At 46.6% G+C, this 23,969-nt stretch carries 11 protein-coding genes; all 11 read left to right on the top strand.

What is annotated here, in order from left to right; all coding sequences use genetic code 11:
* Positions 1-8: 8 nt before the first annotated feature.
* The 11 genes from J2Z65_RS11865 to J2Z65_RS11915 all read left to right on the top strand — a co-directional run bounded on the left by J2Z65_RS11865 (position 9) and on the right by J2Z65_RS11915 (position 23,962).
* Positions 9-881, top strand: a complete 873-nt coding sequence (locus J2Z65_RS11865; RefSeq protein ID WP_167066197.1) for a carbohydrate ABC transporter permease — start codon at positions 9-11, stop codon at positions 879-881.
* A 46-nt stretch (positions 882-927) separates the two neighbouring features.
* Positions 928-2,880 carry an alginate lyase family protein gene (locus tag J2Z65_RS11870; protein ID WP_167066194.1) on the top strand — a complete coding sequence of 651 codons (1,953 nt, stop codon included), beginning with the start codon at positions 928-930 and terminating at the stop codon, positions 2,878-2,880.
* Between the two features lie 257 nt (positions 2,881-3,137).
* Positions 3,138-10,133 carry a CBM96 family carbohydrate-binding protein gene (locus J2Z65_RS11875; RefSeq protein WP_167066192.1) on the top strand — a complete coding sequence of 2,332 codons (6,996 nt, stop codon included), beginning with the start codon at positions 3,138-3,140 and terminating at the stop codon, positions 10,131-10,133.
* A 254-nt stretch (positions 10,134-10,387) separates the two neighbouring features.
* Positions 10,388-11,239 (top strand): helix-turn-helix transcriptional regulator, encoded by an 852-nt coding sequence (locus J2Z65_RS11880; RefSeq protein ID WP_167066189.1) that lies wholly within the window; start codon positions 10,388-10,390, stop codon positions 11,237-11,239.
* Between the two features lie 118 nt (positions 11,240-11,357).
* Positions 11,358-12,584: an ABC transporter substrate-binding protein gene (locus J2Z65_RS11885; protein ID WP_167066186.1), complete on the top strand. Its 1,227-nt coding sequence runs from the start codon at positions 11,358-11,360 to the stop codon at positions 12,582-12,584.
* Between the two features lie 38 nt (positions 12,585-12,622).
* Entirely contained in the window at positions 12,623-12,868 is a 246-nt protein-coding gene (locus J2Z65_RS11890; protein ID WP_167066183.1) for a hypothetical protein, read from the top strand.
* A gap of 17 nt (positions 12,869-12,885) precedes the next feature.
* A complete protein-coding gene (locus tag J2Z65_RS11895; protein WP_205301077.1) occupies positions 12,886-13,788 on the top strand; it encodes an ABC transporter permease subunit in 903 nt (300 codons plus the stop codon).
* The gene (locus J2Z65_RS11900) at positions 13,785-14,609 is read left to right on the top strand and encodes a carbohydrate ABC transporter permease (protein ID WP_167066177.1); all 825 of its coding nucleotides are present in this window, start codon (positions 13,785-13,787) and stop codon (positions 14,607-14,609) included. The genes J2Z65_RS11895 and J2Z65_RS11900 overlap by 4 nt, the downstream gene beginning before the upstream one ends.
* Before the next feature lie 52 nt (positions 14,610-14,661).
* Positions 14,662-16,059, top strand: a complete 1,398-nt coding sequence (locus J2Z65_RS11905; RefSeq protein WP_167066174.1) for a sulfatase family protein — start codon at positions 14,662-14,664, stop codon at positions 16,057-16,059.
* A 226-nt stretch (positions 16,060-16,285) separates the two neighbouring features.
* Positions 16,286-17,920, top strand: coding sequence for a helix-turn-helix domain-containing protein (locus tag J2Z65_RS11910; protein ID WP_240160004.1), 1,635 nt, complete (start codon positions 16,286-16,288; stop codon positions 17,918-17,920).
* 198 nt (positions 17,921-18,118) lie between these two features.
* Entirely contained in the window at positions 18,119-23,962 is a 5,844-nt protein-coding gene (locus tag J2Z65_RS11915) for an Ig-like domain-containing protein (protein WP_167066168.1), read from the top strand.
* Positions 23,963-23,969: the final 7 nt, after the last annotated feature.

Below are 23,969 nucleotides of genomic sequence, written 5' to 3' on the forward strand. Positions count from 1 at the left end.
GGGACGACATGAACCGAATGAGTCGGTCCGAAAAGGTATTTGATGCAGTTAATATAATGATTATGCTTGTACTTGTTATTGTTACCCTATATCCCTTGGTTTATGTAGGGTTGGCTTCGATTAGCGATGCAAGCTCTCTTATTGCCCATAAAGGCTTGCTTCTAAAATCGTATGGATTTCATATCGATGCCTACAAGCAAGTATTAACCAATAAAAGTATTCTAACGGGTTACAGCAACACGTTTATCATTATTGTCTTGGGGGTATTTGTAAATCTGCTCCTGACTTCTCTTGGCGCTTATGTTTTGTCGCGAAAGAACGTATTATGGAATCGCGTGTTCATTTTTATTATTTTGTTTACGATGTTCTTTCAGGGCGGCTTGATTCCTCTCTATTTGGTGATAAAAGGAGTTGGACTTTACAATTCATTATTGGCGCTTGTACTTCCATTTGCCGTCAATACCTTTAATTTGATTATTATGAGAACCTCCTTCTCGGCTATTCCAGATAGTTTGGAAGAATCGGCAAAAATAGACGGGGCCAATCATTTTGTCATCCTGTTTCGGATCATTATGCCATTATCCATGCCTGTCATAGCCGTTATGATCATGTTTTATGCCGTAGAGAAATGGAACGGCTGGTTTTATGCCTCGATTTTCCTAAAAGACAGGGATTTATTCCCGCTACAGCTCGTTTTACGCGAAATACTGCTTGCCAACTCGACAGAAAGCATGACAAGCGGAGCCGATCAGGGCTTTCAGCTTGCCGAAACGATCAAGTATGCAACGATCATGGTGGCGACTTTGCCTATCCTGTTCTTCTATCCGATTGTCTCCAAATATTTTGTTAAAGGAGTCATGGTCGGAGCTTTAAAAGGCTAAGAAAGCAAGAGTTGCTTCTGGTAAGACTAAGTAGGGAGATGAACCAATGAGCATACAAAAATGGCTGAAGGAGCCGATTTCGACAACGGTGCTATTAGGCAATTTGCGTTCCCGCCTAGAGAAGATGGACGTAAAGAGCGCTTATATTTCCAGTCATATGCCGGAGTTTGTGCAGCAGACGATAGCTAAGGCAGAGCTTGCTTATCAAGGCATGCTCATGCTGCCTGGTACTGGCGGCGTAAGGGAATTTGTAGGCAATCCACCTCGCTGGCTGGAGCGTAGACATAATGATAATGAGTATCTGTGGCAGCTGAACCGCATGAATGATTGGCAGGATTTATTGGAGGCTTATTCTTTAACGAAGAATGAGAAGTATGGCCGCAAAGTGATTGAAGAGATGCTGAATTGGATCGAAACCGTAGAAATTACTGAGGACATGATCGGTCTGCCGATCAGCTATTATTCGGAATGTCATCCGCTCCGTGCGCTGGAGCTGGGCATTCGCAGCTACAAGACCTGGCCGCTTGTCTTGGAGCATCTGGGACATTCCGATCTGTTTACGGAGGAAGTATTGGAGCAGTATGTAGCTGCCGTCTATAAGCAGATCACAATCTTACGTAAAGTATCGCCACAGCTATGGCCCAAAGCGGATCATAACCATTATTTGATGGAATGCTTGGGAATTTTGACCACAGCGCTTTATTTTCCCGAGCTGAAGGAATCGGAGGAATGGAGAGATTTTGCGATCGATGGCATCGAGAAGTGCTGCTTTGCCCAGCTGACGGAGGATGGCGGACAAATTGAAGGCTGTCCATCCTATCATAATGGCTGCATGTTCTGGTTTGGCCTTGCCGTTGTGCTCGCTAAGCGCTTTGGCTTCCAGTTCTCGGAGCCATATATGGAACGTTATAAGAATAATCTGGATTACTCGATCTATTCGCTAAGGCCGACAGGCAAATGTGTACCCGTGGGTGATTCACATGCAAACAATCTTGCGATTATGGGCGGTGTATACGGTTATTTTGCTTTGGGGGATATGACTTGGCTGGGTCTTGCTGCTAACTTGATGGATACGAGCGAAATTATGCAGGAGGCAAGCAGGCATGTATGGCGTGCGCTAGATGTGCAGCGATTCGTTAGTGATTTACATTTTCTAAAGGAAAAGCGATATACATGCGATAAGCAAACTACATTTTGGAATCGCACGCTTCATCAAGCGATTATTCGCAGCGGTTGGGATCGCGAGGCGCTTAGCTTTTTGTTTACTTGCCGCAGCCCGATTCAAAATTTGCACGCCCATATAGATCTTATGAGCTTTGATTTTACTGCGCTAGGTAAGGATATGATTTGCGATCCGGGTCTTTTTTGCTTCAGAGAGGATGAAGACCGCAAGCAGTTTAAAAGCTCGAACTTTCATTCCACACTTCTCATTGATGACCGTGATCACTTTGAATATAGAGGCTCCTGGGACTATGGTCCGCAAAAAAAGGGAGAGATATACAAGGTGGAAAACAGAGGCTTCTACCAACTCGCAAGCGCTTGCCATCTGAATTATGAGCCGATTGTCCATCATCGCCATATTTCGCTCGTGGGTGATAAGTTCGTTGTGATTGCCGATCGGGTAGAGGGTTTGGAGCATCATAGCGTGCAGCGCTATTTTCATCTTGATTTTATAGATGTGAAAGAAGCTGCGGGCGGCATAATCGCAGCAAGCGATATCGCGAATCTGGCCATCTTTACTAGTGAGCAGGGGCAGCTGGAATTTTTGCCGGGAAGACTATCGGACATGAATGATGTTGCAAGGCCTTCCACTAGAGTTAAATTTCAGGGCAGCTATAACGGCTCGAAGAGCTTTTTGACGGTTCTTATTCCGTATAAAGGGGAGCCGCAGCCTGATGTTCAGATTAAGGAGGTGATGGATGGGGTTTTCGAATTCGGTTATAGGGAGCGTTATCATGTTGTCGTTAAGGATAATGATATGGTAATTAGCTCCTCTTGAAAAAGTTAGGTGTGTAATGGTAAAACAAAGGGAGTTCTTAACCTTGTTGGATGGAGTTATTGTCGAACTAACCCATCCAACGCAAGTTTTCAAAGAATGGTGAATATCCGTATAACACGGGAGGTAGCATGATGAGAAATTTATTGGCCGTACAGAAAAAAAGGGGTTCTTGTTTACTCGTTGCTCTATTAGTCTTTGCTCAAATAGTGTTAACTTTATTTCCTAAAACTGTAAGCGCTTCCTCTGGTGTGAGCAATATGTCAGATGCGTCCTTTTTTGGCGTTTGGGATCAAACAGGGCAAAGATGGACGACACCGAGCAAACTGAACTACGATGGTTTTCCAGGGTTAAGCACCGTACAATCCAATGTAAAAGCTGGCAATTACGATCAGGCTAAAACGGATTTGCTGAACTATTATAAAAATCGAACAACTCGAACGATTCCGACTGATTACGTTTCAAATCCAGCTATGGTGCCTCTCTTGATGGACCAAATTGCAACGCCGCTTAAAGAATATTATTTGAATACCTTTACCGTTGAGCACACGCCCAAACAGTACACCATGGATTTGCTTTCTACGGTACAAGGCGCCATCGGCTCCAATCTTAGCTTCATGCTGATGGGACGCTACAAGGGTACGAATCGAGCGAATATTTACAGTCGTGAGCAGGATTGCTCACTGACAACGCTCGCGCAATGCCGCCCCACGCTTGAGATCCAATATTCAGATGCAACGGGCGCTCATACAGCAAACTTGACGTCCACGAAGGACACCTATATTCGCGGCAATGATACGGTTATCCACGCCAGAGAGTCACTGCTTCAGGTACAGGAATCCGGCGCTCCCTATGATTCGAATACGCGTAAAGCTTATATGAATTTTGATTTATCGACGATTAAAGGAACGGTTACTGCGGCAACGCTGAAATTATCAGGGTATTCCGAATTAAATGAGAATACAGATGTGATGATCTATAAATCCGGCGACACGGCTTGGGATGAGAATACGCTCACATATGCAAACCATAATGGCAAAACATTTTCCTGGCAAGGGTTGTCCTCGGGTACGGATTGGGCTGGTCCTACCCCAAATATTGCAGATATCGAATACCATTATCAGATCACTCGATTTTACTGGCTTGATCCTCTTATAGCGGAATACATCAATACGGGGAATGAAAGCTATGCGGCGAAATATATCGACTACCTGATTGATTTTATTGTTGATGGCGATGCCTCTACGAGTGTGTCTGGCGCAGGGTCATTTCCCAGAAATTTTGATACTGGCATTCGGGCTGCTAGTTGGGTAAAAGCTTACCATGTGCTAAGAGAGAGTTCCTCCATGAATGCTGAGTCCAATACGGATTTATTGAAAACGTTCTGGAAAATAGGTGATTACTTAAATACGCCTGGCGGCTTTAGTCCCGATGGCAACCACGGAACGGTTGAAACACAGGGGTTGTATACCCTTGGCATTTATTTCCCTGAGTTTACCGATTCCACCACTTGGCTGTCCACGTCCTATTCCCGATTTGACTTTCTAATGTCGACATTGATTTATAAAGATGGTTCGTACATGGAGTCCAGTGATACCTATACGACAGTAACAACCGCTCCTATGATTGCAATTAAACAACTCGGGGCGATGAATAATGTGCCTTTCGAAGGAGCATTTGACAATAATTTGAACCATTTAGGCAAATATCTGGCCGATATTTCGTTTCCCAACGGCTATGCGGCCACTTTAGGGGACAGCCAGTACACCGATCTCAAAGGTACGATCAAACAAATAGGTGATATTACTAACGATGACGCCTTACGTTATGTAGGAACTTCGGGAGCGGAAGGCACAAAGCCTTCCTACACGTCCATTCTGTATCCGGACAGTAAAAGTGCCATTATGCGCAGCGGATGGTCGCCGAATGACCGCTATTTGTTTACGAATGTGAAACAAGCGGCGCCACACAGGCATCCCGATGATAACGCCATCACTTATTATGCGTATGGCAGACCCTTATTGGTTGATCCCGGTGCGTATTCCTACAGTGACGATCCGATTGCCAACTGGCTGCGATTCTCAACCGAAGCGCATAATACGATAGAAATTAATGATACGGCTCAAAATCTGTCTGAGGGTTGGATGCAAGATTGGACGGATAATAGCAAGTTCAACTTTGTTACGGGTGTTACCCAAAATGTGCCTGGATTCAAGCATTCGCGTGACACGCTTTTCCTGAAATCGTCCTTCTCAATTGTTTCAGACGTTGTGGAAGCGCCTTCCGGAACAAATAAGTACCAGCAAACATGGCACTTTTTGCCTACAGCCAAGCCAACGTTAGATGCGTCTACCAAAAAAGTAAGCACCGTCTTTGGCGACACTTACGGCAATATCCAAGTCGTGCCTGCCGATCCTGAGCAATTTACGGCTACGCTCGATCATGGCTATTATTCCAATGCTTTTTATTCGGTGTCGGACGCCACATATGCTTCCTATACTAAGAACGTGTCCGGAAACACTACATTTGACACGGTCTTATATCCGACAGCCAGCGGCGAGAATCGCAACATCAAAGTCAGTCGAATTGACCTATCTGTCCCGACTACCGTTGCCAGTTCGCTGAAGGTTGACAACATCGGAGATGCTGGAACTTCGGGTTATTATTATGTGTCTCACGAAGAAAATCCGCAGTTCAGACGCAACTTTGATACCTTTTCATTTGACGGGAAGCTGGCTTATATCGAAAAGACGAGCAGCGATACGGTCAAATCAGCCATCATGAAATCAGGAACAACCCTTGAGAATAGCGGAGCAAACCTAATTGCATCCAAAATGCCTGTGAGCGATATTGCTGTCGATTGGAACGGCACGACTTTGGAGATTAACGGATCGAATCTCATTGCTGCGAGTGACCCGAGTGCCGTTTCGGCTGTTGCTGTGCGAGCTCCCGGTGCCACTGCAGTGACATTGAATGGCAAACCGATTTCCAACTTTACCGTTTCCGGTGATTATATCTATGCGGTAGGTGTACCTTCATGGTCATCTTCTTCCGGTTATCAGAACAGCTTCGATTTGGGTGCCGGACATTCAGGGGTTCAATCCATTGAATTTGACCTGATCCCGGCAGCTGATAAAAGCGGAGGCATGATCGGATATACGGGACAATCTTCCGTCGTGAACAGCGAGTCTGATTTGCCAATGATTGTCCGATTGAATTCCGACGGTTATTTCGATGTTCGGAATGGCAGCAGCTATGGGCAAAGTGCCAAACTCGAATATAAAGCAAATGAGCTTTATCATGTTACCTTACTTGCCGATTTGGACACGAGAACGTATAACGTATATATCTCTCAGCGTGGCAAGCCGGACATTCAGATTGCGGACCAATTCATATTTAATACCCGGTCGTCTGCTATATCGGATATTGGAAAATTGGTGATGAATAGCCCGGCAGGAGATCAGCTGCGGGTGATCAACCATACAGTAGGTCATGCGGATTTCATTCAAATCGATGTGGCCGCAGATGCATTCGTGAATTCATCAAGTCCAACAACGAACAATGGAAATAGTAAAAAAGTGGAACTCAGGACGCCTCGTCAAGCTTACTTGCGATTTGATTTAAGTAACATACCTGAGCTTGAAAACGTTTCATTTGCGAAACTTCGGCTGACATCCGCATCGACAGGTACTTTTATCGATCAGGCGCAGTTTGTCAGTGATGATTCATGGGGGGAAATGACTCTTACCGATGAGAACAAGCCTGCGGGTGGAGCTGTCTTGGGTGTATGGAGCATGCCATCGGCAGAGAATGATGTGGACATTGATGTTACATCTCAAGTTAACAGCGAACGTGCCGGCGACAAACAGTTGAGCATGCTTATCAAAACTCAGATGACAGACAACGTTCCTCATTTTTATTATGCGAAGGAGAACGGAAGTAAACAAGCGAGGATATTGCTTTACACGAAAAAGACGAAGAGTCAGGGCCAGGTTAAGAGCCTCACAATCGGCGCAGAGGCAGATACGATGGTGAGTGCAAGCGTACCAACTGCGAACTATGGTAAAAATACGAATCTTGAGGTGAGAAATTCGGCTTTTGTCCCGCGTGAAACATTTGTTCGCTTCAATTTGTCGGGCGTATCCAGCAATGTAACATCGGCTAAGCTACGCCTTACATCCTCTATTGTTGGCGGGACTTTCACAGATAAAGTACAGTTTGTAAGCGATGACAGTTGGGAAGAAACCACGACCAACTACAATAACAAGCCTGCATTAGGCGCGGATCTGGGCACATGGGAGATGCCTCCTGCCCAACAATTTGTGGATATTGACGTAACCTCGCAGGTGCTAGCCGAGCTTGCCGGGGATAAGAAACTTAGTTTGGGTATTGCCTCGCTTACAGCGAATAATATTTCACACTATTATTATTCTAGGGAAAAAGGCAGCTTAGGGCCGCAATTGTTGATCGACACCGTTACGACATCCAATAGGGTCAGTCTCATTTCCGATGTGAATATCAAGTCCAACCGAACAATTGCAACGAAAGCCGGTACTGGCAACAATGTAACGCTATCATTCACTTCTAAAGAACCGATTCAAGAGGCTTCCGTTGTCATTCCTGGTGTGGAAATCGGAGCGGCTTCAACAGACGGTTTGCATTGGACTGCAGTATATACGGTTACTAAGGATACGCCGCCTGGGCAGTTGGCTTTTACAATCCAATATAAAGATTTGAACGGTTCGGCAGGCGTGCCGGTGACGAGTACGACGGACGGAAGTTACGTTACAGTTCTGAAAGACCCGCTGGTTTCGATATCGATCGATCCGAATAATGGGAAGGTGGAAACCGGGGACTCGACCAAAGACCCGACGAGTCCGAATCTGACGTCGAACAAAACAGTAACGACTACGCCAGGCCATGTCGCGTTCAACTTCGTGAAAAATCCGGATGTCACTGGCGATGTCACCGTATCGCTGGATGCCGTGACGTACCGGCAAGCGCTTGCAAGCGATACGCTTGGCGCAGCGGTACCGGGGAATAACGCCAAGATCGAGAATGGCAAGTTCACCTGGGACAATGCGGCGCCAGGAAACTATCGCATTCAAGTAAGTCAGCAGGGCAAGCCATATTCGACGACGGAGATTATTGAAGTGGTCGTGAGAAACGATACGAAAGTCGCAAACAGCTATAAATATGTGCGGGCTCGCTATTCCTACGTGCAGGGAGTGCCTTCCAACATCGTGTTGTATACGGATGTTCTTGGCGTAAGGAACTTCGATTCCTCGAAGGCCAAGAAACTCGCTTCTATTGATGCTTCCGAGAATTCAGGGTGGAGTAATTTTATCGTTACGAACTGGACGCCGATCCAGGCGGATAGCGTATCCGATGCGCTGAACAGCCTCGTATTAACTTGGGCCGGCGCAGGGAGCAAAGTCGACTGGATTGAGTTTGCAACCGATGAGCTAGGCTCGAATCCGAAGCGAATCGAAGTGGAGCATTTTGATTACCACCAAGGTTCTACGGAGCCGAATTATTTCGAATTCGGGAGAGACGGAAAGGCCGGCATGTTAAGTCTGGGCTACTCTGGAACCAAACAGTATTATGTATACGATCAAGTGGTATTGACGCAGTCGGACAAGACAGCGCCGGTTACGAAGGCGGAGACAACGCCGCCATTACCGGACGGATTGGGCGGGTGGTACATCCATCCGGTTACCGTCAGCTTGAGTGTCTACGATGACTTGTCCGGCGTAGCGGATACGACTTACAGTTTGGATAACGGGGCAACCTGGAATCTGTATACGACACCGGTTACGGTCAATCAGGATGGCGTGAACACAATTCTGTATCATTCGACAGATAAAGCCGGGAACGAGGAAGTCGTTCATACGCTAAGCCTTAATCTGGATACGTCCGTTCCAACGGCAACGGTAGCCTACAGCACGACGGCTCCTACAAATCAGGATGTGACTGCAACGATTACACCAAGCGAAGCGGTTACGGTGACGAATAACGGCGGTCGGGCGAGCTACACGTTCAGCGAGAACGGCAGCTTTACGTTCGAATTCGTAGATGCAGCTGGTAACAAAGGAAGCGTAACGGCTAACGTCAATACGATCGACAAAATCGCTGGAAACCCAGTTATTGAATCGCCTAGTGAAGCTTTTGTTAGCCAACCGATTGACCTGAATGTCGGCGTACAAGGCGTAAATAAAGCCTTTACGACCGTGAGCACTGTGGTTTACTACGATCCGAGCAGAATCGAATTTGCGACTAAGGTGAACGAGCAGGGACAACTTACACTGGATGAAAGTGCCTTTACGACTGTCCAAGCCGGCTTGCAGGTGATCGGTACCGGCGTTAAACCGGGGCTGGGGCAAATTCTTCTCCTGCTGGCTCGTTTCGGACAAACGGAGGCCGTCCCAGGCAATTTGATTACACTTCATGGCCATGTGAAAGCTGACGCTCCAGCGGGAGCGGCGAATGTGAGCCTGCATGATTTCGGGATTTACGCCGATGGAAATCCTGTCCTACTAACCACGGCAGAAGCTACTGCAACCATCCAGGTGAAGCTGGCTGACAAGTTGGAGCTGCAATCGCTCGTTATACAAGCAGAGCAAGTATTGAGTAATAGCGTGATCGGTTCGGAACCAGGTCAATACCCTCTATCTTCAAAATCTGCTCTCGAAGCGGCCATTGCAAGTGCGGTTAGCGTTCGGGATAACACATCGGCAGGACAAGCTGATGTCAATCAAGCGGCAGCTAGTCTGAATGCAGCGATCACCGTCTTTAAACAAAGCATCAACCCGTCTACTACTCCTGTAATACCGGCTGACAAGCAGGTATTAAGTGCGGCCATCGAGGCTTTACAGTCCAAGGTTAACAAAGCAGCAGCTGGAACGAAAGTCGGCCAATACCCGGCTAGTGCCATTACAGCGCTGAAGACAGCTCTGGGCACAGCTGTTACAGTTAAGAACAATGTAAGCGCAACACAAGCTCAAGTCGATGCAGCTAAAGCAGCACTGCTTGAAGCGGAAACTGCCTTCCAGTCTGAACTCATTACCCTTGTGCCAGGTCAGACCAAAGTAAGTATCAGGGATCTTTCGATCGTTGCGAAATATTATGGCGTGAAATCCACAGATCCGAACTGGAGCAGCATTGAGAAAGCAGACTTGTTCGGTCAAGGTGAGATTACAGTTCGAGAGTTGGCAGCCATTGCGCAACTGATTATTGGGGATTGGTTATCCGAGTAGATATTTACAATAACCATCATCCCCAGAGGGGATAAGCACGGAGGAGCTGTATGAGAGGCCCATGCAATTGCGCATGGGCTTACTTTTTATTTGCCAATTTACCTTGCTTCGTCGGACGGTTTGGAATGGAGCTTGACGGGAAGAACCAGGATCATACATGAGGACCTTGCGGAAGTTGGTTACTTAGTGGAGGATATGACCAAATCCTAGCGAATACAACATCTATTACAAGTTAAACAAGGAGTGACCCTGCTTTGATCGCACAGGTGAAAGATCTATTTGCCATAGCGTTATTTGATGTGAAAAAAATACAATATTACTCCCGGTTCATGTTTGATTTCACCCAACCTTATTTGACGATATCCTATATCAAACAAGGAGAGGTGATCACGACGGATGACGGTAAGGAGTATATCGCCAGAACCGGAGATGTCATGATTCATCGCCCTGATACGCCTTTTAATGTGATATCGCAGATGGAAGGCGTTCACTTTCTCTTTAGTATTGAACTGACTGTCAGGGAGGGAGAAGATTTCTTTACGATGTTCCCTTTGAATAAGGTTATTACAATCAGAGATACCGCTTTGTATGAAAAGAAGTTCGACGAACTGAAAGACATGTGGCAGCAGAATAACAATGAGCATGAGTCCGTGCAGGCGGGTTTTCTTGCTCTTTTCCTGCTTCATGAGATTGTAGAAAGCTCCAAAATCGGAGAAAAGCGTACGTCCAGAGATACGTTTGAGATCAACAGGTTCAATTATGCGCTTCATTATATCGAAAAGGGTTTGGAGCGAAATATTACGCGTGAGGAATTGGCGGACATTTACCATATGAATCCTGTTTATTTTAGCCGGGCATTTAAAAAGGTATATGATCTTACCCCGATGCAGATGCTGCAAAAAATGAGAGTTTTACAAGCAAAGAGAATGCTGGAAGACCCTGCAAACACCATTGAGCATATTTCCCAAAAATGTGGCTTCTATGACGCGTCGCATTTCAATCGCGTTTTTCAGAAAGCTTTCCACATGTCTCCAAGTAATTATCGAAAAAGTATCAAAAGTACAAAAAGTGGAATCGTGCCTACATGGTCTGAGGATAGTTTGTAGGATAACATATGGAGTATAGATTAGGGCGAGGAGGAAATGATAGCGCATACAATCAACTTAAAGGCTCACTAAATAAGGTTAACTGCGAATATTTGTCATATTAAAGGGGGAAATGCCAATGGTACAAAAACGGAAATATGCTGCGATTTTAATCGGATCTGCACTAATTGTACAAATCATTACAGCTTGCTCTGCCTCGCCTGTGAATACAGCCAGTACCGGAACTCCTGCAGCGGGAACTTCCGGAAATAAAGCCGAAGCAGCGCCAACGGGTGAGAAAGTTACCCTGCGTGTGATGGACTGGGCAGATAGCGAGAAGCCCTATCGCGAGAAGTTTATGAAAGATTTTGAAGCTAAATATCCAAATATCAAAATCGAATATACGCTAATGAGCGTTGATCAATTCCAGAATACGATCACAACAGCGATCAAATCAGGAGATGCACCGGATTTATTCCCTATTCCCGGCAATATGTCGCTCAGTATGGCGGTTAAAGGAGAATGGTATCTCCCGTTAGACGATTACCTCGATGATGCTTTTAAGAGCCGCTTCATTGACGGTGTGTTCGTGGAAGGTTCGACTGTGTTAAACGGCAAGCTTTATTCCATTCCTGCCCTTTCGAGTGTGCCGAGTACGCTTGTCTATTATAATAAGCAGTTGTTTAGAGATGCCGGTTTGAACCCCGACAACCCGCCAAAAACATATACGGAATTCCGCGAGGCGGCAAAGAAAATTACGGAAGCCGGTAAAGGCAAGGCGTACGGCATCATTGAGGGCGGCAAGCAAATCGGCCGCTGGAAGTTGGCGGCTATGGACTGGTCCGCACTGGGCGGCAGCGGGTTAAACCAACAATCGCCGATCAGTTTGGTCACGCATGACGCGAATTATGACAGCAAAGCCGTTGTCGATGTTATGAACTTGTTCAAGGGTATGAAGGACGACGGAAGTTTCCATCCGAAGACGATGAGCATTTCCGCACCTGAAGCTCGCGCTCTATTTGGGGAAGGCCAGGCTGGTTTCATCTTGCAGGGGGAATGGTCCATCGGTGTGTGGAAACGGGATAACCCTAATTTGGATTTCGGTGTGATGATGCCTCCAGTGCCGGACGATGGACAAAAGGGATATTTGCCTAAGTCAACCATAGGTCCTTGGATCGGGATATCGAAGACATCGAAGCACCCGAAAGAGGCCGCGCTTTATTTAAAGGAATACTTCAGTAAAGAGTACCAGTCCGTATTGGTGAAAGCGGGAGACCGTTTCTCTATCTTAAAGGATGTGAATGAGACTGCCTCCTTCCGCAATTTAAGCAATACTATGACATCGTTCAGAAATCTTCCCGATTAATTCCGAATCCTCAGATTAGAAACCCTGAGCTTACAAGCGTGTATGGGAACTATAAGGATGTTCAACCTGGTGTTGGCGATATCCTGCAAGGCGTCGTAGCCGGGGCGATCAAAGATCCAACCGCTCCGTTGAAGCAGTACTCCGCTCTCGTTAATAAAGCGTTAGATACGGCTATTGCGAAGGCGAAGTCGGAAGGCGCGAAGGTAGACAGAAATGATTTCACATTCTCCAATTGGAGCGCCGATAAAAATTACTTAGAACAAGATTACAAATCGATCAAATAATGGGGAGTTCACGCATCGTGAAAACCAAATGGAAAATTGAATTATGGTGTTGGCTATTCCTGTTTCCGACGTTATTGCTTTTCGTATTGTTTCAAGGCTGGCCGATTGCAGCCAGCTTGTACTATGCCACCTTGGATTGGTCGGGGCTAACCTCCGATGCAACCTATGTCGGACTTCATAACTTCGTTCAAGTAGCGAAGGACCCATACTTTTGGAACGCATTTAAAAATAGCTTTACCTTTATGCTCGGCGTCGTGCCTCTTAATCTGTTCATCCCCTTAATACTTGCCGTTGTTTTGAATCGTCCCAGAATAAAGGGGGCCGGCATCTACCGGACCTTAATCTTTCTGCCGGTTGTTACAACCACATCGATTGTCGGTATTATCATGGTTTTCATATGGGGCAGCGACGGAGCTGTCAATGATGCGTTATTGAAAATAGGATGGCTCGACACGCCGATTAATTGGCTGGGAGATGCCAAATGGTCCATGTTTACCGTGATCCTCATTTCAGTATGGAAAAATCTCGGTATTAACATGATTTATTGGCTTGCCGGGCTGCAGGGGATACCCAAGGATCTGTATGAAGCTGCTGAAGTGGATGGAGCAAGAGGGAGTAAATTATTTTTTCATATTACCGTACCTCTGCTTCTGCCGATAGGAGCCGTCATTTTCCTGCTAAATGTCGTCAATTCCCTGAAAGTGTTCGATTTGATCAAAACCATGACCAATGGAGGGCCGTTCTTCGCAACGGATGTTGTGTCCACCTATATTTACCGATACGCCTTTTCCAGTGAAATGGGACTTCCGCAACTAGGGTACGCATCGGCTGCCGGTCTCTTCTTTGCCGTAACAATCAGTGCTCTCGCGGTGATTCAATCCGTGCTGAGTAAACGAATTAAAGGTCGTGCAAAATCATGAAAATCTTAAGATTATCATTGTTCCACGTCGTCATGACCGCCTTTTGCCTCGTTTGGATTTATCCGTTTCTATGGATGGTCTCGGCTTCCTTCAAGACACAGAGCGAATTTTTCACAAATGGACTCCGGTTGATCCCGACCAGTTTCCAAATGGGGAACCTGGTCAGAGCATGGAACGAAGCGAATTTTGAACGCTATTTTTTGAATAGTGTCGTTATTTCCGTCAGCACCATTCTCATCGTACTTCTGGCAACGGCAACCTGCGGATATGTACTAGGCCGATACGCTTTTAAAGGGAAGAAGCCGGTTTTGGCGGTTTTGGTCGCAAGTATGATTGTCCCGATGGAATTTGCGATTATTCCGATCTATGATTTGATCAAACAATTGGGGCTGATGAACAATTTACTTGGTGTTATTCTTGCTGAAGCGGGAGGAGCGCACATCATCTTTATCCTGCTCTTTGCTACCTTCTTCGGCCAGATTCCCAAAGAGTTGGAGGAAGCCTCCATAATGGACGGCTGTGGATTTTTTCGCACTTTTTTCACCATTATGCTGCCGTTATCGAAGCCAATCGTCGGCAGTGTGACGATCATGCAGTTCATCTGGTCCTGGAACTCTTTTATGATTCCGTTAATTTTAACACTCAGTTCTCCCAATCTGCGGCCTCTTGCCGTTGGACTATATGCACTTCGGGGAGAGAATGTGGTGGATTGGACGGGGATTGCGGCCGGAGGCACGATTGCTATCGTTCCGATTATTGTTATTTTCCTGTTCCTGCAGCGCTACTTTGTAGATGGGATTGCCGGGGCCGTAAAGGGCTAACTACAGAAGATGCACAAACAACAAAATACATCAAAGGCAGGTTACATGACCTATGAGAATTCTTTATTTGGATTTAGATTCTTTGCGTCCTGATCATTTGGGCTGCTATGGTTACCATCGTGCGACTTCGCCTAATATCGACCGCATCGCCGAAGAGAGCGTTCGGTTTACCAACTACTATTGCTCGGATGCTCCGTGCATGCCCTCCAGATCGGCATTAATGTCGGGCAGATTCGGGATCCACACCGGCGTCGTCGGCCATGGGGGCACGGCTGCGGATATGAGGCGCGAAGGGATGGAGCGCGGTTTCAGCGACCGGCTGGCGACGGAAAGCCTTCCTGGCGTTTTGCGTAAAATGGGCATGAAGACGGCATCGATCAGCACCTTCTCAGAAAGACATTCCGTATGGACCTTTAACGCGGGATTCAATGAAGTTTTAAATATTGGAGGCAGAGGCGGAGAATCGGCAGAACAAGTATTGCCCGTTGCACTCAAATGGCTGGAAGATAATGCAAAATCAGAAAATTGGTTCTTGCATCTTAATTTCTGGGATCCGCATACGCCTTATAGGACGCCGGAGCACGTAGGCAACCCATTTGTTAGCGAACCTATGCCGGCATGGATCACGGAAGATGTATTCCTGCAGCATAAGCTGAAAAAGGGGCAGCACAGCATTGAAGATATGAATAAGCTTGCCAAGTCGCATTATTACAGACATCCAAGGCACAGCCAAACGATTGAGCGGCATAACGATTTAAGGACGATTATCGACAATTACGATTGCGCCATTCGTTATATGGATGAGCATATCGGGCAAGTGATGCAAAGGCTTGACAAGCTCGGCGTGTTAGCGGATACAGCGATTGTTGTTAGTGCGGATCATGGGGAGAATATGGGGGAATTAGGTATTTACTCCGAGCACGGGACAGCGGACCAGGGGACCTGCCGAATTCCGATGATCATCCGCTGGCCTGGCGGCCTTAAAGGAAGCGTAGACGAGGGGCTTCATTATCAGCTGGATCTTGCCCCTACACTGGCAAGCTTGCTTGGTGCGCCGAAACCGGAGTCTTGGGATGGTTTGAGCTATGCGGAAAGCATTACGAAGGGTGCGAATACAGGCAGGCCTTACTTGGTTGTTTCCCAGTGCGCACATGTCTGCCAGCGAAGCGTCAGATTTGAGAATTGGCTGTATATCCGAACATATCATGACGGTTATCACGGATTTCCCAAAGATATGCTGTTTGACTTGGAAAATGATCCTTACGAACAGTACAATCTCGTTGAAGAAAGAAGCGATATCCACATGAAAGCTGTATATTTGCTTAATGAATGGCACGATGACATGATGCTGACTATGAAAGAGGATACAGATCCGTTGTGGACCGTTATGAAAGAAGGCGGACCGTACCACGCGAAGGAATATAGGAACATGATGGATGCTGTGAAATAAACGAAATAGCGGGTGAAGCTGGCGGATACTGCTCTATAGGTATCCGCTAATTTCATTGGGATTATAAACTAACATGTCAAAATAGAGCTATAAATGTAAAGTGAGAGGGATTTTATAAATGGATGATATCGTGTATTATGCGCATGATAGCGGTAACTTTAGCTAGAGGCGGTTAGGTAAGAGGTCGGCATTCTTTGAATAAAGGAGACGGCATAACGTGTTTAAGATGATGATTGTGGATGACGAGCCGCTCTTAAGACTTGCCTTACATCAAATGATCCCTTGGCATGACTTCAATATTCAAATCGTATGCGAAGCCAATGATGGGGCGGAAGCGATCTCATTTTTGCGACAGCATGGTGACATTGATGTGGTGATTACTGACATCAAAATGCCAAAAATGAGTGGAATTGATCTGCTGCGTGAATGCAACGCTAGTGAAATATGCAAGCCACCGGTATGGATTATTTTAAGCGCAAATAGCGATTATGAAATCGTAAGACATACCTTCTTATTGGGAGCGCTAGATTATATAGTGAAAACGGAGTTAGACGAGGAGCATCTCATTCGTGTTGTTACGAAAGCGATCCAAACACTTAAACTTAAATCGACGCAAAGGATTAGTCACGTAGAAGCGAATGAATGGGGCAGGACGAAAACAGAACAATACATTAGCAAGCTTATTCACATTAACCCTGAGGTTGAGAAGTTTGAGTACGATCAACTAACAGCCCGAATCTGTGAAAGTATCGGAGAAGTTAATCAGGTAGCCGCAGTGATGTGTATAAAGAGGCAAACGGAGCCATGGATGAGCGATACCAAGAAGGGAAGTATCGTTGCCCAAACGATTCAGACTGTCCTTCATTCCATGTCGATTCCGTTTCTGTATGACAGGCAAGATGCTGATAATTATGTGTTGTTCTTAACGCTTCCCGAAGAAAGGAGCTGGTCGGCAAGCCGCTATAAAATCCAGTTCGCTTTTCAGTTAATAAAGACCCGCATTGAACAATACATGAATATGAAAGTTTCCATTGGGGTTAGCGACACAGCTAACAGCAGAAAAGATTGGCGCCGATTGTACGATCAAGCCAAGCAGTTGGCGGCTAAGATTTATTTTGAAGGATTCGGCCGAATATTTTATCCCGAACATGCGCATGTCGAGCAGGACAGCACGAAGCTTACGGCACAGAAAGAAGAGATTAAGAGGATAATTGTTGACTTTATCCGCTTTTTTTCGCTGGAAGACAAGTTGGCATGGGAACACAAGCTGGAACAAATCATGAAGATCATCGTGAGAAACAAAGGATCGGATCCCCTTGTAACCAAAGAGGTGCTTGCTGATTTCATTTGGGGAATCGGGACGTTTTTATATCAAAAAGGGTTGCGTTGGGATGAATTGGATTGCAAGATTAGCTATCCTTTTGAGGCAATCGAAAATTCTCAGACATTGGAGGATACGCTCATTTGGCTTAGGCAAATATGCCACAGTATCTACAGCGCCACTCATGAAAGCCGTAATACGCGAGATGAGCCCAATAGTCTCCCCGTTTTGAAGGCAAAACAATTGGTGGATTCCCATTATCGCGAAAACATAAACTTGTCTTTCATTTGTGAAATGGTCGGTGTCAGTGAAAGCTATTTAAGCAAGCAATTCTCCAAAGAGGTTGGGTGTACGTTCGTTCAATATGTAACAAACCATCGTATTGAGGAATCGAAGCGCTTATTGAGAATGAACATGAAGATTAGCGATATATGCGAACAGATTGGTTACTTGAATCCTGAACATTTCAGCCGTGTGTTTAAGAAGGCGACAGGATATAGTCCTAGGGCTTATAGAGGGAAATTTCGAGAAATAGTATAAATAATATCAATTTACTTCTAAAATGATCATTCTTAAACGCTTTCATTATGTTTATTCTTAATGCAGGGTTCCGCATGCAGTGAATGAAACATTTTGTATCTAAGCAAGTGAGAGCAGCGACAAGGCTAGAGGCATGATGTGGTTCTTGACATTGTGCATCTAGTCTCTTTAAAAGGAGAAAATGAAGGAGGATGTTAAGTGAAGAGGCGAATGATTGCAGCATTTTGTTTGATTGGCGTTTTACTTTCCAGTAATGTACTTCCCCCACCCATGGCGCAGGCGCAGCAGGTGGCAACTTCGGATGCCAGTCTTGCCGCAACGGGCAAAGCCGTTAGTTACAATGGAGAAAGGAGACTCAATTTCAATGAAAATTGGCGTTTCCAAAGGGAAACGAGCGGGAGCCTTACCGGGGCGCAGCTGCCCAGCTATGACGATTCAGCCTGGAGGCAGCTGAGCTTGCCTCACGATTGGAGTGTGGAGCTGGATTTCAATGCACAGTCTCCTGCTACGCATGAGGGGGGCTTTTTGGATGGCGGTACCGGTTGGTATCGCAAAACGTTTACATTGCCATCCACGATGGAAAATAAACGACTTTCTATCGACTTTGACGGTGTTTACATGAACAGTACGGCCTATCTGAATGGGCAACTACTGGGCACCTATCCATACGGCTATAATGCCTTTACGTATGACGTGACTGGAAAGGCATATACGGACGGCAGGGAAAACGTGCTCGTAGTGAAAGTAAACAACATTCAGCCTAGCAGTCGTTGGTATTCGGGCAGTGGGATATACAGAAACGTATACCTCTCTGTAACGAATCCCATCCACGTGGAGAGATACGGCACTTTCGTAACGACACCACATTTGGAAAACGATTACAAAGCTAACAAAGCCGGTGTAAACCTCAGCACAAAAGTGAAAAATGAAACAAGCGCAGCAGCGCAAATAAAGGTTAAATCAACGATTGTGGACAGCGCCGGGACAGCTGTAGCGTCTGTCGAATCGCCGGAGCAAACCGTTCAAGCCGGCGTGGTTGCTAATTTTGCTGATCATACTGAAATCATGAATCCTAAGCTGTGGAGTGTCGATAACGCTTACAGGTATAAGCTTGTCACAGAAGTAACGGTTGGCGGCCAAGTCGTGGATACGTATGAAACACGCTTGGGGCTTCGGTATTTTACATTTGATCCGAATGACGGCTTCTCGTTAAATGGGCAGTATATGAAACTGCATGGGGTATCGATGCATCATGATTTGGGCGCGTTGGGTGCAGCTACGAACTATCGTGCCGTAGAGCGCCAGATGCAAATTATGAAGGATATGGGTGTAAACGCCATTAGGGTTACCCATAATCCTGCCTCTCCGGAACTTATAGAAGCTTGTAACAACTTAGGACTATTGGTTGTGGAGGAAGCTTTTGACGCGTGGAATCAATCGAAGAAAACGTATGATTACGGCAGGTTCTTTTCCACTTGGGGGGAGCATGACGTGAAGGAGATGGTTGATAACCACAAGAATGAGCCTTCGATCATCATGTGGTCTCTGGGCAACGAAATTTATGATACAACTAGTGCCAGCGGAGTCACAACGGCCCGTAATCTGGTTAAATGGGTGAAAGAGATCGACACAACGCGGCCAACCACCATCGGCGAGGATAAAACAAGAGGCGATAAGGTCAATGTAACAGCTCTAAACGCGAATATTAAAGCGATATTCGATGCCGTAGATATTGTAGGTCTTAACTATTCCGAAAATAATTATGCCGGTTACCACCAGCAAAATCCAAACTGGGTTATTTATGGTGCCGAAACCTCATCGGCAACGCGTTCGCGCGGGGTTTATACACACCCGAATCAATCTAATCAGAGCACGACGTATGCGGATATGCAGCAATCCTCGTATGACAATGACTATGTAGGCTGGGGCAGAACGGCCGAGGATGCGTGGAAGAGAGACCGTGATTTAAAACATGTCGCGGGACAGTTTATATGGACTGGTTTTGACTATATTGGCGAGCCAACTCCTTATTATAATTCCTTCCCTGCAAAAAGTTCTTACTTCGGCGCAGTCGATACGGCCGGATTCCCGAAAGATATCTTTTATTATTATCAGAGCCAATGGAGCGATAAACCGATGGTACACTTGCTGCCTCATTGGAACTGGAAAACGGGAGATACCGTCCGGGTATTGGCATATACGAACGCGCAGAAGGTAGAACTGCTGTTAAACGGCAGATCATTAGGCGAGCGCAGCTATGAATCCAAGACAACTTCTTGGGGGGCTGCATATAAGGAAACTTCGGCTGGAAAGACCTATCTGGAGTGGTCGGTTCCTTATGAAGCGGGCACCTTAGAAGCAGTGGCCAAGGATGCGAGTGGAACGATTATCGGCAGAGATCAGGTGACAACCGCAGGTGAGCCTGCAGCGATTAGATTGACAGCCGACAAGCAGGTGATTACAGCAGATGGCACGGATTTATCTTTTATAACAGCTGATATCGTAGACAGCGCCGGTAGAATTGTGCCTACAGCTGACAATCTGATTCAATTCAGCCTCTCGGGCAGCGGCAAGCTGGCGGGTGTTGACAACGGAAATGCGGCAAGCGTTGAGCGCTATAAGGATAACAAACGGAAGGCGTTTAGCGGCAAAGCGTTGGCGATTCTGCAATCCGATAAGCAAGCGGGCGAGATCGTTCTGAACGCAACGGCCGCAGGATTAACTGGCAATTCCGTTAGGGTCATTACCGTACCGGCCGCTGACCGCGATACGAAAACGGTGGCCGGGTTCGAACTCATCCATGTAAGCGTTGAGGTTAACGAGGCGCCCGTACTGCCTGCTGCAGTGAAAGTATTGTACAGCGATTCGTCCGTTGCCACGAAGCCTGTCACTTGGGAACAAGTGAATCCTGCCTTATATGCGAAAGTCGGCGCATTTGATGTCGAGGGTACTGTGGAGGGGGTAACCGAAAAGGTAAAAGCCAAGGTTATTGTGAAAGGCGCTGCAGCGGTTAAGCCGTATTCAACCGTAACCAAGGTCGGTGTTAGCCCTGCTTTGCCATCGAAGGTTACTGTACTTTACAGCGACGACACGACGAAGGAAAAGGCGGTCATTTGGAACGCCATACCGGCAGATCTTATCGCTAAGGAGGGAACCTTTGTCATAAAGGGCAGCGTCGCTGAACTTGATCTACAGGCTGAAGCATCGATCAGGGTCACTGGCGAGAGTAATTCCGTTAATATTATGCGATCCCAGGCGGGTTCTTCTTATCCTCTGCTGGAGGCATCTTTTACGAATCCGGATGATAAATTAAGCCATATTAATGACGGGATTAAAAGCTATAACGATACGCCTGTCAATCGATGGACGAATTGGACACGCACGCCACGTAATGATGGCGACTCCATAACGGTAGATTTTGGCGAATCATACTCCATTAATAATCTGAATTTGTTCGTATTTACGGATAGAGACACGGTAGTGCCGCAAAGCGTGGCGGTACAGTATTGGAACGGCTCAGCATGGGTGAATGTAGACCATCAAGTTAGTCCCACACCGTATGTCGTTGGGCAAAACACGATCACATTTGACGCAGTAAGGACGAATAAGCTGAAATTCCACATGATCGCATCGCAGACGAACAAGTTTGTTGCCTTGACAGAGGTCGAGGTCAATGCGGATAAGCTGGTGATGGGTTCAACCGCTAAACTTAACGAGATTTCGGTGAATGGTCAGTTGTTGAGTGCTTTCAACCCGGATCAACAAAGCTATGAGCTCAGCTTGCCGTATGGCAGCAAGGTGCCTGAGCTGACGGCAACGGCGGGCGACCATGCATCCGTTACGATCTTGCCGGCCTATCAATTGCCAGGTACGGCCAAAATTTATGTCACATCAGAAAATGGCTTGGCAGACGCGATATATACGATTCATATGTCAACCGAGAAGGCCAAATTGGTATCAGCAAGTGTGACTGCCGATAAAACGAACCTTGTCGTCGACGACATCATTGACCTTAAGGTAAGCGGAACATTCGAGGGCGGAGAAGTGATGGATTTGACCGGTTCCAATCCGACTTACGCTTTTGAAGGAAACCATATCAAAATTATGAATAACAAGCTGTATGCGCTTAAAGATGGCACGGTTAAGGTGAAGGTGACAGTGAGTTACGAGAACGTGACTGTAACGACGAAGGAGCTTACGTTCCAAATCGCTCCAAGCTCAGTCGAGAAGCGCATGGTCAGCTTAAATCCTGTGAACATCGTTGTAGACAAGGGCTCCGCTCCTGTTCTGCCTCTAACGGTAACAGCTAATTTCAATGTAGGTATTCCAGCTGATGTGAATGTCACATGGGATCCGATCGATCCTGCCCTTTACAATAAATTAGGCGAGTTTACTGTCTTAGGTACTGTGCAGGGAACAACGCTCAAAGCGATGGCCAAAGTGATTGTTAAAGGCGCTCTATCCGCTGAAAATATTACGCTGGTCGTATTGAAGAACCGGATGCCCAGTTTACCGAAGACAGTGAAGGTATTCTACAGTGACGGAACTGAGGAGCAGAAGGCTACCGCTTGGGGGGATATTCCAGCAGGAAGTACAGGAAGAGTAGGGGAATTTGACATCGAAGGTACGATTGCCGGTACTGGGTTCAAAGCAAAAGCGCATATCCGAGTAACCGATGAAATAGGTTCCGAGCTAAATATAAGCAGATCCAAAAATGGCTACGATTATCCGAAGGCTGAAGCCTCGTTCACGAATAGAGGCCCGACTTCCAATGATTTCATCGAGTCGATCAATGATGATGTTATTTCTTACGAGGCAACGCCGCAAAATCGTTGGACGAATTGGCAGAGCACACCGCGTCAGGGCGATTGGGTGTCCATCACGTTCGGAGATTATGCGCCGCAGGAATACGATGTAGACAATATGGAAGTGCATTGGTTTGAGGACAGCGGCACATCGTTCCCTGCTTCCTTCAAGATCCAGTATAAGTCTGGCGATACGTGGGTGGATGTAACAGGCTTAAAGAGTGTTCCGGCAACACCAGCCTTAAGACAGGCCAACTTCTATACGTTCGACAGCGTGAAGACGACTTCGCTGAGACTGAATATGGTCGCGAAGCCAGGTAAGAGCTTAGCAATTACGGAGTTGAAAATATTCGACAAGCAGCCGAAGGCAAACAGCGAAGCGAAGGTCAAAGATATTTTGCTCGACGGAAAAAGCATCCTTCGCGACTTTGTTCAAACAGGGGGCAGCTATGCGTACAGTGTGAACGTAGCTAGCACAGCCAGCATTCCGCAAATCACCGGCATTGGGGAAGACAATACGAGCGTTACAGTGGTACCGGCGGTTACGGCACCAGGCACGGCTAAGGTGATTGCGAAATCCGAGGACGGTAAGATGACCCTCGTATACACGATCACGTATCATCTAGCGCAGCAGGTACAGCAGTCAACCACATTAACCGGTGCTGAAGCCGTTCCGGCAGGAACTGATTTTACCGTTCGATTCGGGCTGAGCGGCGTGACACAGTATGTGTACGCACAGGACATCACGCTGAATTATGATGCGAATGTCATGGAATTCGTATCGGCAAGACCGCTCGTGGATCAGATGCAAATTGTTCGAATCGTGAAGGAGCCGGCAGGCAAGATTCGTCTGATTGTGGCAAGCGAAGGTCCCGGTCATGCTGTTACGGGAACTGCCCAAGTAGCTGAGCTAACATTTAGAGCGAAACCTCTTATCCAAGATGCAGCAGGAACTATTTCTGTCATCAATGCCACGCTGGCAGACGAAAAGGGAACTGAAACGCAAGCTGTTTCCTCATCGTTAGACATTCGTTTCACAGGAGTCGTCCCTGGCGTAGCAGGAGACATCAACGCTGACGGTAAAGTAAGCATCGGCGATCTCGCTATGATCGCTGCGCATTACGGGAAAGATTCCAACAGCCCGGATTGGCAGACGATTAAAGCAGCGGACGTTGTCGCTGACGGGGTAATCGACATCGAAGATCTTGCATGGCTAGCTAGGAAACTTATGGAGTAACAGGAGG

It is taken from the genome of Paenibacillus aceris, assembly GCF_017874035.1.
GTDB classification, from domain to species: Bacteria; Bacillota; Bacilli; order Paenibacillales; family NBRC-103111; genus Paenibacillus_E; species Paenibacillus_E aceris.